Raw genomic sequence first — 12,889 nt, forward strand, 5'->3', positions numbered from 1 at the left:
TTGATTACGAGCGTGTTATTGGTTTTTGCTTATATGGGTTTTAGAATATCTTGATTATAATGCATAATTGATGTATCTGAAATGCATGGATGATGTAGGGTTATATTTTGAATTTTATTTCAAGTGTTTTAATATTGCATCAGTATTATTCACACACAAATGATTTTTTTAAATACTAACTAATTTTTAAAATTAATTCACAAATGATGAAAAAAAATTTATTACTAACAAGTATGTTTGTTGTCTTTTCCCTATTGGCCAAATCACAAGTGGGGATTAATACAGCTAATCCTCAGGGAATATTTAGCGTTGATGGTTTAAAAAATAATCCGCCCACAGGAGTACCTACTGTAGCTCAGACTAAAGATGATTTGATGATGTCCCCCAAAGGTAATCTGGGGATTGGTACAATTACTCCCGGTACTACATTGGATGTGAATGGAGCGATCACCAATCGTGAAACAGTATTAGCTGTTTCCAGTAATAACGTTACGGTTCCAGCTAATGTGAGCCAGGTTCAGCTTACCGGTACTGCTACAGGAACAATTACCATTAATGCATTTGCAGCGCCTAATGCTGGTCAGAGACTTATTGTATTTAACAATACTTCGGGAGGATTTGGAGCAACACTGGATGGGGTTACTGTTCCTAATGGTAAAGCATTGGAATATGTTTTCAGTAATTCATACTGGAGATCTACCGATGGAGGTAGTATTGGGGGAAGCTCATCTAATATTGGAGATATTAAGGCAAGCTTTTCGGTTTCTGATCATAGTGGATGGATAAAACTGGATGGAAGACCAGTAGGTGGTCTGACCAGTACTCAAAGAGCCGCTGCAAATTCTTTAGGCTTTACATCATATATTCCTAATGCCAACGACTCCTACTTAGTACAAGACGGTAAAAGACTGGGAAGTATCAATAGTAATAATTTCCGGACAATATCAAGGACTCAATTACCTAATTTTCAATTATCAGGTACAACTAATTCAGTAGAGCCTACTATGATGTATGATATAATTAATAATAATGGTAGATCTGCAACTGATACATTTTCCTATACCTTCTTAGCTGGAAAAATCGGTACAGGTACCAGGAATCTTGATCATGTTAATACTAATGTATTGCACCAGAAACCACATTCCCATTCATTTAACACGAATAGTGTAAATGGTGGTGTAGCGCAACAATCCATCAATGTACAGCCTCAAAGTTTAAGTGTCAATATGTTTGTTTATTTGGGAAAATAAAAGGTGGTATATATTGTTCAAATGATTTAGAAATACCAGATCTAACATATGTTTAGTATGGTTTATAGAAAACTGAGTATAATTTTCTTAAATCTATAAATTATTAAAATATAGAAGATAGGAATTTCTTATTTACTGAAAATCTTCAACATAGAATTTTAAAGAATCAGATCAGTATTTGACCCTATTTGAAACTTGAAAAATTGTCATAATGTAAAAAATAAGCTATACTTTTTGGTATAGCTTATTTTTTGATAGTGAATAATAAGAACAAAATTTACGCTGAGAATTTTGTCCTACTTGTTCTTTAATTCCGGATTAAGTGTTTAATTATTAATATTTTATGAAAATTTATTAATGCATTATAAGGAGTAGATTTAATTTGTATATTTGATTTTTATTTAGAATAAATAAAAATATAGTTTTAAAAATATTTAATGAAAACAATTTTATCCATCTAATCCACAATTTCCACTAAAAAACTATGGAACAACAAAACAAAAGAATCCTTACTCTGGATTTAATAAAAGGGATAAGTGTCATTGGAATGATCATTATCCATACCTTATTGGTGTATGCCAATGTAAAATCACAATATGAAACAGCCCTCGGTAGTTTTATTGTCTTTCTTGGAAGGGGAACTTCCATTTTCCTGATCTGTATGGGAATCACCTTCATGACTTCCAGCCATCAAAGTCTTAAAAGTGCTTTAAAGCGAGGTGTTTTATTGGTGTTTGCAGGTCTGTTTATGAACTTTATGAAGTTTATGATTCCTGTGATTTTTAATTTTGCTCCCGATAATTTTATTCAGAAATACGGATGGCATGCGCCTATAGAGCAGCAGTATGTATATCTTGTACAGTTAGGGGATATTTTACAGCTGGCGGGGATGTCTTTATTATTCGTCGGGTTTATCAGAGAATATGTGAAAAATAAATATATCATGCTGGCTATAGGTTTATTCGTTGCATTGATATCCAGAGAGGTAAGCGGACTTAATCTTGATTATCCTGTGATCAATTATGTTCTGGATCTTCTTTTCAATACCGATTATCCTGCCTATGTCTATTTCCCTGTTTTTCCATGGATGGCTTTTATCATCATCGGAATGTTTTTCGGAAAATGGTTTCAGGAACTGAACTACGATACGAAACTCATATTTAGAAAAATGCTGTATGTAGGGCTGTTATTCATTGCTATAGGAGCACCATTGGTTTTTCTGTATGGTGATTATAACTACAATGGTTTCTATCATATGGGACCTGGAGGCGTTATTTATTTTGCAGGTTGGACATTGCTGTTTTTATGGTTGATCAATACTATTACAGCCAATGTTAAGGAAAATGGCTTTATGCGTGTTCTGAAATACTGCAGTAAAAATTTAACTTCAATGTATATGATCCAATGGATTCTGATCTCATGGGGAAAAGGGATTTTCGGATATAGACAGCACGAAATTGGCTATGTATCAGTACTTATCATACTTTATATCATTCTCACATTTTCAGTACAGACTTTGATCGATATCATAAGAAAGAAAAAAAAGTTAATAGACTTCAGTCCGCTATCACCGGACAAAACAGCTTTGAAATAAAAACTCCAACCCTATTTTTTTTGAATTATAAGAAACCACAGTAAAATTTTTTACTGTGGTTTTGTTTTATGGTGCCTTAAAGTATTTCCACTTCTTCCGGTACAATAAAAAGAATAGTACATCCCTGTTCTGACTTCACTGAATGTTTAAAATTAGGTGGAGTATACAAATAATCTCCTTTTTCCAAGCTGGCTCCTGCAATAGTTGCCTCACCTTCCATGATAAACAATTCCTCACCAGCAGGATGATTGTGATAAGGATAGCTGGCTCCCGGTTCAAATTTTAAAAGAATACTGGTAGAACGGTTTTTTTCAGGATCAAATTTCAAAGATTTTACAAAAATTCCTTCATAATGAATCCCTTTTTCAATTAAAGGCTGCCATTCTTTCTGTTCTGTTTTTACGATGTAATTGTGGATGTTGGTGTTCATAATATGTAAATTTTAATTGTTATTGACGTAAAAATTGGTCTAAACTCCATTCGTAACGGGAAAAGGTACTCAGGAGAAAAGCTCCGGCACTGAATACAAAAACTGAATAGTCCAGAGGTTCTTTAATTCCAAAAGAAATGCTCATGGCTATTGCAAAAAATAAAGTGAGAATAGAGGCGTACGTTGCCGTTCTTTTTATCTGAAAACCCAGAAGAAGCAGAATGCCGATTGACAGTTCAGCAATGGTAGATAATACTGCAAGAATGGCTGCCCACGATTGTGGTAAAAATGAATTGGTTTCCGCGGTATAATGAACAAAATTTTTCCAACCAGAAGATTGTGCTCCCCAAAGATTCAGTCTGCTTGCCACTGCTGATAAAAATCCGACAGCCAGAGCAATTCTTAATAAAAAAACGGCGGCATCCTGTTGCGTTTTCATACGTATAATTTTTAGGTTTTAATTACAGTACAAAGTTCAGCGAAAGCCGTTGCCAAAAGAATAGACAATTCCAGAAAAAGCATATAATATCTGATGGAAGAGGGAAGCTGGAGGATGGGAGTTAATAAGAGGCTGTTAATTTTTTCTTCAGACTAAAACTCCTTTTTTTACATTTCCTTTACCACTTTCTGATACTCTTTTGGAGAATGGGAAGTATGTTTTTTAAAGAAGTTTGAAAAATAGAAAGGATCATTAAACCCAAGCTGGTAAGCAATTTCTTTTACGGTAAGTTTTTCGTAGAGCAAAAGCCTTTTGGCTTCGGAAATGGTCAGACTGTAGATCACATTCTGGGCTGTTTTGTTGGTATGAAGTTTTGAAACCTCATTCAGTTTGGCTTCAGTCGTTCCAAGAAGATTGGCAAAATGGGAGACCTGATAATTGTCCCGAAAATGATCTCTTACACTTTCAAGGAATTTTAAAAATAAAGCATCCGGTTTCCAGATTTCATCACCATTGGCAATTTTACTGCGGTTGATTTCCACCAATAGCAATTCAACCATAGAATGTGTAGAGATCAGATACTGGTAAGGCTGTTCCTGGATTTCTTTTTCAATAACATTCAGTGTTTCAGTAAAAAATGCAGGATGTTGTACGGTGATCATTTCATTCATTCCAAAATGACAGAAAAGTCCGTTGTGGAAAATAAGTTCAATATCACTATCACTTTTGCAGAAATAATCCAGTGTGAACTCCAATGCAGTCACTTCTCCTTCCACTGATTTTAACTGATGAAACTGTCCCGAAGTAATCGTTACAACTTGACTGGTTTTTAGAATAAAAATATTTTCGTCAATCAGAATTTCAGCGCTTCCGTGATGACACCAGAATAAAGTATATCTAATGACTCTTCTTGGCTCAGAATGCCCAGACTGATGAGAATATTTTTTTATTTCAATCATTTTGCAGATCTGTTAGAGATTGGGTACTTCTATTTTTATACTGTGAAAGAAATTTCTTTGTTATGGACGAAATTACAAAATGTTTAACTAAAATGATGGAAAATTAAAATTATATTATTGATGAAAATACCTAAATTCGTGTAAGTTTTAAACAAAAATTCAGAATGAAATACTCTAAAATTATTATCGTGGTAACCCTGTTACTGTTCCAGTTGGGAGCAGCGCAGGAAAAAGCAGATGTTGTCTTAAATAAGGCTTTTACGGAAGCTAAAGCAGGAAAGAAAAATGTTTTACTGGTGTTCCATGCTTCATGGTGCAAATGGTGCAAGACCATGGAAAAAAATATGGATCTCCCTGAAACCAAACCTATTTTTGATAAAAGATTTGTCACTGCATACGTAGACGTTCAGGAAAGAGGTGATAAGAAGAGCCTCGAAAACCCTGGCGGACAAGAGCTGATGAATAAATATAAAGGCGGAAATGCCGGACTTCCTTTCTGGGTGATTCTCAATCCAAAAGGAGAAGTATTGGCAGATTCTTTTGATGCTAAAGGAGAAAATCTTGGATCACCAGCGACACCGGAAGAAGTAACCACTTTTATTGCCAAGATGGGGAAAGCCTCAAAACTAAGTAATGAAGAGTCACAAATTATAGAGAAAGTTTTTGTGAAGAAATAAAAATTAAGATCCCGGGAATATTACCTGGGATTTATTTTTATAATGAAGATACCTGAAGTTTGTTATCTTTCCATATTTCTTTGATAGAATCATTGGTTTCTATTCTTTCGGGAATAAATTTTTTGTCGATTTCATCAAATGCTTTTACATACGATTTAAAATCGCTCACATTGAATTTTTCATTGTATTCAATTTCTTCATTGGAAAAAAGGAGTTCCCAATTTTTTTGCGTTTTCATATGCTTATACAGTTCATAATATTTAATTTTATTCATAATCTTTTCCCGTATATTGCTTAATGCCATATCCTGAGCTGTAACCACGCATCCCATTTTCTGATAATAGATCAAGGTAAACTTAGAATAATAACGATATAAATCTACAACCCTTTTGTCATTTCTATCTATAAGAGAAGATATTGCATTGATTCTTATGAAAGTACTTCCGTTAAATGCCAAATAAAACAGTTCATCATTGGTTGCTGTTTTATCAACCTCATTATACATTTCGGATAATTTGGAATACCTTTCTGTATTATAATCCTCTTTAATCGTTAAGTCAAAATATTCTTTATCAATAGGGTCGATGAGTTCTTTTAGCTGGCCGGAAATCTGAGCATTGAGTAGGTATATTGAAAACAGAAAGAATAGCGAAAATTTTATTTTCATGGTATAGTTTATCACTAAACGATTTTTGACCTATGTTATTATAGAAGGTTTATCAATGAAAACTTCCCGAATCTTAATGAGACAGGAAGTTTTTTTAGTTTAATAATTAAGAAATGAGGGTGTAATTACAATTCTTTATAAGAATATTCAATATTGGTCCATAAAACCTGATCTCCTGTTTTGATCATTTCAGAAGGAGTGGAAAATATATTGACAAAAATATTTTCGTATTGGGTGGTTCCAAAATGAGCGCTTTTAGTAATCAATAGGGCGTCATGATCATCTCTGGGAACTTTTTTAACGTATCTGTACGTTCTTTTTAAAGTGAATGAAGAAGTGTCTTTATGGAAATCACCAATGTAAGTTGGCTTACTATTATTATTCTCTTGGATCAATACAGAGTCATTCACGATGGTAAAACTGTAAGTAAAATCAGTAGTTGAGGTTTCTGATAGCAACTTGATGGTCTTGTTTTTAAGATCAAGGCTTATTTTTTCCCAGGCAGGTTCCTGATACAGACTCCAATAATTGTTGAGATAAGATTCATCCGGAGTAGATTTTTCTCCTTTTGACCCCTGATACAAAACTGTATTTTTTACAGCATAGCTTTTAAATTGAAACTGGTAAACATTTTTATCAACAGGTCTCGGATCATCAATCGTACTGTCATTATTCTCACATGAGATCATCGATAACGATAGCATCGCAATATAAAATGGGTATTTCATCGGTACTTTTTGCAAAAATAGGCCTTTTGCACGGACTGGTGAAATAGAATAGGATGAAACTTCCCTGTAATAGGGCTAAAAAGTAAAAAGACGAAAGAGCAAATGTATGAATTCACCTTTTCGTCTTTTAATTTCATTTATTTTCCAAAATACATCTGATCCTGCTTCTGTTGCTCATTATAAATGATCTGGAAGCTTACAGGCATATATTGGTAAAGAAGTTTCCAATGTTGGATTTTTGCATGTTTTTTAAAACTTTCGAAAGATCTTACAAAAAGGTTTTCAATCATGGTTCTTACATAAGAATTCCCGTTTCTGTAGATCCAGTCCATCAGCTTGATATGATGGGCAATGATATTGATCTTAGATTCCTGCAACAGGTTCTTCAGATAATTCACGGTAGCCTGCATGACCCCAGCGAAATTGTCCTGTACAGACAACTGTGTGATCTCATTGCGAAGTGGCGGATAGAAAAATTTTAAGTATTCAACAGCTATTTTTTGATTAATAGTTTGCATTTGTACTTTCATCATAATTAAGAATTTTTCAAACACTTTATATTGCAGCGAAATGTATACCAAAATTTAAAGACAGGCTGCAAAAATAAATACACCGACGATCACAGCGATGTGAGTGAGTAATATCTCTGCATTGTGTCTGTTAGTCGTGGTTTTCCAGGTTTTCCAATCTGAAATCCTTCTGATTTTATTTTTCATAATCTATTGATTGTGAGTTATTTTGATTTTTGTTTAATTTAAACACTTTGTAATGAAACGGATAAAAAATGTAATAAAACCTTTATATGCCGTGGCTGTAAATTTGTCTTGAATACACCTTCTGAAGGTTGGCAGAAATGTGACTAAAAATCACTTTTCTGTATTCTTCACTGCAGAAAGCGGTACAATTGTCCAGAGAATAGATAAAAGTAGTTTCAATAGCATTCTTCAGTACTGTGTCTCCGTCAGTATAAATTTTGTCCATTTTCTGTAAACTTCTGAACAGTAGATTTCTGTCATTCTGGCGGATCATATTTTTAATACGTTCCGTAAACGTCCGGATGATGCTGTATGAGTTTTGAATTTTAATTTCTTTTACTTCTTTTTCAAAATCGGGAACCACATCTGTGATTTCCTTTACCGCTTGTAGATAGTTCATAATAATATATTTTAATTGTGATTGTGTTCAAGTATTTTGATAATAGCACCAAAGATGAAAATGGTTAAAAAAGCGAGAAAGAGCATATGGTAAGGCTTAAGCCACTTTGGAGTCGCTGGTCCTCTGCTTTTTAATCTTCTGAGCTTGTCAATTCTGTTTAATGTTTTTAAGTCCATTTTTCTATGTTTTCAAATGATGATGCCAATGATATTCCGTTGAAAACAATATGTAAATAAAGTATTGGTATTTAGTTTGTTATGAATTTGTGGTCAAGTTTTTTTAACAAAAAAGCCTGTCAAAATGATAAGGTTTTTATCAAAATGGGAGAAAAAATAAATGACTTGCCTTAAAACTCACCACAAAGTCACAAAAGAGTTGAACTGTTACATTATTTAAGGTTATCAACTTTATGGATACGAAGTACTCAGAAGTTTTGAAAATCTAAGATTTTCACCTTTAGTGAACTTTTTTAGTGCTTATCATTACTTTTCTAAAATGTGCTAAAGGATTTAAAATAAGAACTTTTGTGCCTTTTGTGGTTAAAAAGAAAGTTTATATTATCTCAAAATCAATATTATTTTTAAGTTTCGCAGTAAGGATAAGAATGAATATCTTTGCAGTCCAAATATTCAGAAAAATGTTTTCAAAAATAATAGTACACAGAGTCGGAAATAAGATCAACGGAGATTCGCTGACACTTTCCCAGGAGGAATTGAAGCTGGAAGAAGGAATGGCAGAAATGCTTGAAGACTACTTTTTAGGTTCTTTTAAATCGGAAGAAACCTTCCATTTTTATAGTGACACTTATCTGGTCAATAATCCGGTGTACAGTGCTGTATCAGAAATTTTTGATGACAAAGCAAAGTTCATCTGGGAATCTGAGAATATTGCAAAACATCTTTTTGAAGCGGCAGAAAATCCAAGAGTTCAGAGTGGGGAACTTTTCATTGTTCTTTTTGAAGACGAAAGCGACCGTCCTGATAAAGTGGATAAAATCGGGATTTTTAAAACAGAAAAGAGAGAATCTTTCCTGAAAATTAATCCTGCTGAAGAAACATTTGATATTGAAAAGGATCAGGGAATCGGGTTATCTAAAATTGATAAAGCGGCTTTGATCTACAACAACAATAAAGAAACAGGATATGTACTTTCTGTGGTTGACAACAACAAAAACGGAGATATGTATTACTGGTTCGAAGATTTCCTGAAAGTGAAACAGCGTGATGATGAATATTTTCACACGCAGGAAGCTTTGATGGTGTATAAAGACTATATCACAAAACAGCTTCCTCAGGAATTTGAAGTTTCCAAAGCAGATCAGGCAGATTTCCTGAATAAGTCTATCAATTTCTTCAAAGAAAAAGAAGAATTTAAACTGGATGAATTTGCCAGTGAAGTACTGGGCGACGAACATGTGATTGAAAGCTTTGTGAACTTTAAAACAGACTACGAGCAGGACATGCAGGTGAATATCGCTGAAGAATTCCCGATCAGTGAAGCGGCAGTAAAAAAGACGCAGAGACACTTTAAAAGTATCATTAAGCTAGATAAAAACTTCCACATCTACATCCATGGGGACAGACAAAAAATCGAAATGGGTGAAGATGATAAAGGAAAATACTACAGACTTTATTTCGAAAAAGAGGTATAAAAAAGAAGTCTCCCATTCATAATAATATCATAACTTTATTCCTGATTACAAAATAGCAGTTATGAAATTGATGATCATTTTCTGGGGAGCTTTTCTCTTCTTTTTCTGTGTTCCTTTTCCGATTCTTATTTATATGATGGCGGAGGAGCTCGCAACAGAACCGAGAAATTCATTAGCGGTAAGCTATGGATTTCTCGGTTTTTCTTTGTTAATATGGGGATATGTGATTATTTTCTTTATCAATAAGCTTTTCATTACAACTTTTAAAGAGAAGAATACCATTCAGTCCATCTTGCGGAACGGAATTCCAAGAGAAGCTAAAATCATTGATTATAAACTTCTGAAATACATTCCGGAAACCCATATGAATGTCATTCAGATTGTACTTTCATTTCCCAATCTCAGCAATACTTTGATAGAACATGAAATGATGTTTCACGACTCCAAACCACAGGAAAAGAGATTTGATGTCGGAAACAAAGTCAAAGTTTTACTCAATCCCAAAGTATCACAGGAGCCTTACTTTATCCTAAGTGATCAGAAAGTGGGCTTTAATACATCAGGGATGATGTTAAGAATTGCATTTCTTGTATTGCTGATCGCTTATGTAGTTGGTTTATACTCTTATTTTTATTGGAGAGAGTCCTTTGATTTTGGCTGGAGGTTTATGACATTCATGCACCCGATTATTTTCAGTGGAGTGATGACCATTATTTATGTGTTGATTTTTCAACTTATCTTCAGTAAGTTTTTTAAAAATAAAAAAGAAGAACGTATCCTCTTTTCAGGAAGAAATGCTGAAGCTCATATCATCAGTGTAAGCCAGACAGGTCTTACAGTGAATGATCAACCACAAATCATGTTTCAGGTAAGTTTCAAGGATTTCAGAGGCACTGAACATATTGCTATTTATAAGAAAATTGTCAGCCTTTTGAAGCTTTCTTCCATTCCTAAACAAGGAACTATTGAGATTATGTATGACGAAAATGATCCGAAGAAAATTATGATTCCTAAAGGAATTTAGAGAAAAAGCAAAAAGCAAAAAGATAAAAATGCATCAGAATAATTAAACTTTACATATAAAAATCTCTGTTTGAAATTAATTATTTAACATATAAAAAAATAACAAAAAGCAATTTTTTCATCAATGTTTTTTTGGTTAAGTAATGTGATTAAATAAAATCAATTTTATCCAAAAAATTTTAATTGAAAAATATGTTTTTCCCAGATAAACAACTGATTAACATAATAAAAAACATTCTATAGGTTTGAGTTAGTTCTATATATTTAAGAACTAATTAAAAAATATATTTATGAAAAAAATTAAAAAAATGACTCGTGAAGAGCTTAAAACTGTAAAGGCAGGTCAAGTTTGGTATACTGAAACTTCTTGTGGAGTACAAGCTACAACCACTCAAGATTGGACAGCAGAGCAAGCAAATGCTTGGGCTGAAGCTCTTGAAGCAAATTATTGTAAGCCAGCTTCTCACTATGGACCTAGTAATAATCTAGCCTAATTAATGTAAATGCATTTATAGTAAAAGTAAATACTATAAATGCAATTTATAATGAAAATATCTCTTATGCATTACCATAAAAAACTAATACAAATATTCATTTTATTTTATAGTGTTTTATTTTATACACAATCATACAAACAGGATACTCTGCGTGGGGAATTTACCTATCAATTAAAAGCAAAATTCGATACACGAACTGATTATCGGCATGAAGAACAATTCTCATTACAGATAGGAGATAACCGTGCATTTTTTGCAAGTGTTATATCGCTAAAAGGTGATTCGGTAATGGCCACTTCAGGAACAAGCACAAAGAATGCTGATGGTAGTATAACTCTTGGCTGGAAAAAAGGGGTAGTGATTCCAAAAACAGGTTTATCTTTTACCATAATTCAATCCAACGAAAATATACAATATTTTAGATCAGCTGGAATGTCTTTACTTACGTATAAAGAACCAATAATAAAGAATTGGAGTCTTGTGGATGAGACCAAAGTAATCAATACAATTATTTGTAAAAAAGCAGAAGTTACTTTTAAAGGCAGGAACTGGATAGCATGGTATTCTCCTGAAATTCCGTTGCCTTACGGTCCATATAAATTTAGCGGATTACCAGGACTGATTGTCAAAATAACCGATGATAAAGGAGATTTTGATTTTGAACTGGTAAAATCTATATCTGCATCTAAATTAAAAGGTAAATTAATTACCATTAAAAAAAGCAGATATACAGAAGCGATAGAAACCACACAACAAAAATTAAAGCAAGCAGTTAGAAATAATGAAGCCAATGCCGCTGCTGTACTCGCAAGTTATGGAACAACCATTATACAAGGTCAAGAAATAATAAGGCAAAGACAAAAAGAAAGAGAAGAAAACAAAAAATATGAAAACCCGATAGAATTAGAAAAAGATTAGTAATGGCTAATCTTTTTTTCGTTTGCTAATATCTATTCGTCTTTTTACGTTATTCATTATCTTTGACCTCCTTAACCTAAATCATATGAAAACAACACTTGTCGATTTAACAAAACCCATTCAGTATAATGCAGGAGACCCATGGTTCATGAGGGTGAAAATCAAACATAAAGCACATAGAAAATCACATTGGTTGATTCGTTTGGCGTTGAGGCTTCCGTCAAGGCTTTTTCCTAAAAACTGGATAGGCTGGGCAGATGATACGATTAAAAATATGGGACTTCATGCCACCACTCACATTGATGCACCATGGCATTATGGACCTGTTGTAGAAGGGAAACCCGCTAAAACGATAGATCAGATTCCATTGGAGTGGTGCTATGGTGACGGAATTGTGATCGACTGTACTCATAAAGAAGATTTTGTTGCCATCACGATAGACGATCTGAAAAAAGATCTCGATAAAAACGGAATTACCATACAGGAAGGAAATATCGTACTGATCAGAACCGATCGTGATAAAATGATGGGCACTCCGGATTTCGTTGAAAAAGGAACGGGGATGAGTAAAGAAGCTACAGAATGGCTGATTGACCAAGGCGTAAAAGTAATGGGAATCGACCAATGGGGCTGGGATCTTCCGTTAAAATATATGGCTCAGAAAGCTAAAGAACTCAATGATCCTGAATTCTTCTGGGAAGGTCACCGTGTAGGAATTGAAAAAGAATATCTGCATATCGAACAGCTTACGAATCTAAGTGCATTACCTCCATCCGGATTTAAAATCTGTGTGTTCCCATTAAAAATTGTGGGAGGTTCTGCAGCTCCGGCGAGAGTAGTAGCAATGATGGATGTATAGAAAGCAAAAATTATCTCTGACAAAAATAAAAGGACGAATTTG

The 12,889-nt window shown here is 33.6% G+C and carries 17 protein-coding genes; 8 read left to right on the top strand and 9 right to left on the bottom strand.

The features are described 5' to 3' along the window. Positions 1-203 precede the first annotated feature (203 nt). On the top strand, positions 204-1,250 hold the full coding sequence (locus ACMA47_RS06865) for a hypothetical protein (protein WP_413929200.1): 1,047 nt from the start codon (positions 204-206) through the stop codon (positions 1,248-1,250). 484 nt (positions 1,251-1,734) lie between these two features. After that, positions 1,735-2,844: a heparan-alpha-glucosaminide N-acetyltransferase domain-containing protein gene (locus ACMA47_RS06870; RefSeq protein ID WP_413929201.1), complete on the top strand. Its 1,110-nt coding sequence runs from the start codon at positions 1,735-1,737 to the stop codon at positions 2,842-2,844. Between the two features lie 76 nt (positions 2,845-2,920). Here ACMA47_RS06870 and ACMA47_RS06875 read toward each other — a convergent pair whose 3' ends face one another. The 3 genes from ACMA47_RS06875 to ACMA47_RS06885 form a co-directional block, all read right to left on the bottom strand. Beyond that, positions 2,921-3,274: a cupin domain-containing protein gene (locus tag ACMA47_RS06875; protein ID WP_413929202.1), complete on the bottom strand. Its 354-nt coding sequence runs from the start codon at positions 3,272-3,274 to the stop codon at positions 2,921-2,923. Positions 3,275-3,293: 19 nt separating this feature from the next. Beyond that, positions 3,294-3,713: a DoxX family membrane protein gene (locus ACMA47_RS06880; protein ID WP_413929203.1), complete on the bottom strand. Its 420-nt coding sequence runs from the start codon at positions 3,711-3,713 to the stop codon at positions 3,294-3,296. Between the two features lie 167 nt (positions 3,714-3,880). Then, entirely contained in the window at positions 3,881-4,672 is a 792-nt protein-coding gene (locus ACMA47_RS06885) for a helix-turn-helix domain-containing protein (RefSeq protein WP_413929204.1), read from the bottom strand. A gap of 164 nt (positions 4,673-4,836) precedes the next feature. Here ACMA47_RS06885 and ACMA47_RS06890 point away from each other — a divergent pair, with 164 nt between their 5' ends. After that, on the top strand, positions 4,837-5,349 hold the full coding sequence (locus ACMA47_RS06890) for a thioredoxin family protein (RefSeq protein WP_413929205.1): 513 nt from the start codon (positions 4,837-4,839) through the stop codon (positions 5,347-5,349). Positions 5,350-5,386: 37 nt separating this feature from the next. Here the strand turns inward: ACMA47_RS06890 and ACMA47_RS06895 are convergent, their stop codons facing one another. The 6 genes from ACMA47_RS06895 to ACMA47_RS06920 all read right to left on the bottom strand — a co-directional run bounded on the left by ACMA47_RS06895 (position 5,387) and on the right by ACMA47_RS06920 (position 8,075). Further along, positions 5,387-6,016: a hypothetical protein gene (locus ACMA47_RS06895; protein WP_413929206.1), complete on the bottom strand. Its 630-nt coding sequence runs from the start codon at positions 6,014-6,016 to the stop codon at positions 5,387-5,389. Positions 6,017-6,141: 125 nt separating this feature from the next. Next, complete coding sequence (locus ACMA47_RS06900) at positions 6,142-6,744, bottom strand: hypothetical protein (protein WP_413929207.1); 603 nt, start codon at positions 6,742-6,744, stop codon at positions 6,142-6,144. Positions 6,745-6,881: 137 nt separating this feature from the next. Further along, positions 6,882-7,277 (bottom strand): hypothetical protein, encoded by a 396-nt coding sequence (locus ACMA47_RS06905; protein ID WP_047434374.1) that lies wholly within the window; start codon positions 7,275-7,277, stop codon positions 6,882-6,884. Between the two features lie 51 nt (positions 7,278-7,328). Next, complete coding sequence (locus ACMA47_RS06910; RefSeq protein ID WP_262486817.1) at positions 7,329-7,460, bottom strand: hypothetical protein; 132 nt, start codon at positions 7,458-7,460, stop codon at positions 7,329-7,331. A gap of 82 nt (positions 7,461-7,542) precedes the next feature. Continuing rightward, positions 7,543-7,899 carry a hypothetical protein gene (locus tag ACMA47_RS06915; RefSeq protein ID WP_105681162.1) on the bottom strand — a complete coding sequence of 119 codons (357 nt, stop codon included), beginning with the start codon at positions 7,897-7,899 and terminating at the stop codon, positions 7,543-7,545. 11 nt (positions 7,900-7,910) lie between these two features. Further along, the gene (locus ACMA47_RS06920) at positions 7,911-8,075 is read right to left on the bottom strand and encodes a hypothetical protein (RefSeq protein ID WP_253318223.1); all 165 of its coding nucleotides are present in this window, start codon (positions 8,073-8,075) and stop codon (positions 7,911-7,913) included. A 461-nt stretch (positions 8,076-8,536) separates the two neighbouring features. Between ACMA47_RS06920 and ACMA47_RS06925 the strand changes: the two genes are divergently transcribed. The 5 genes from ACMA47_RS06925 to ACMA47_RS06945 all read left to right on the top strand — a co-directional run bounded on the left by ACMA47_RS06925 (position 8,537) and on the right by ACMA47_RS06945 (position 12,847). After that, complete coding sequence (locus ACMA47_RS06925; protein ID WP_079242853.1) at positions 8,537-9,550, top strand: nucleoid-associated protein; 1,014 nt, start codon at positions 8,537-8,539, stop codon at positions 9,548-9,550. A gap of 61 nt (positions 9,551-9,611) precedes the next feature. Further along, a complete protein-coding gene (locus tag ACMA47_RS06930; protein ID WP_413929208.1) occupies positions 9,612-10,574 on the top strand; it encodes a hypothetical protein in 963 nt (320 codons plus the stop codon). Positions 10,575-10,863: 289 nt separating this feature from the next. After that, entirely contained in the window at positions 10,864-11,067 is a 204-nt protein-coding gene (locus tag ACMA47_RS06935) for a bacteriocin-like protein (RefSeq protein WP_413929209.1), read from the top strand. Between the two features lie 66 nt (positions 11,068-11,133). Beyond that, entirely contained in the window at positions 11,134-11,988 is an 855-nt protein-coding gene (locus ACMA47_RS06940) for a GLPGLI family protein (RefSeq protein WP_413929210.1), read from the top strand. 85 nt (positions 11,989-12,073) lie between these two features. Next, a complete protein-coding gene (locus ACMA47_RS06945) occupies positions 12,074-12,847 on the top strand; it encodes a cyclase family protein (protein ID WP_034699331.1) in 774 nt (257 codons plus the stop codon). Positions 12,848-12,889: the final 42 nt, after the last annotated feature.

This window comes from Chryseobacterium sp. T20 (assembly GCF_047345655.1).
Lineage (GTDB): Bacteria > Bacteroidota > Bacteroidia > Flavobacteriales > Weeksellaceae > Chryseobacterium.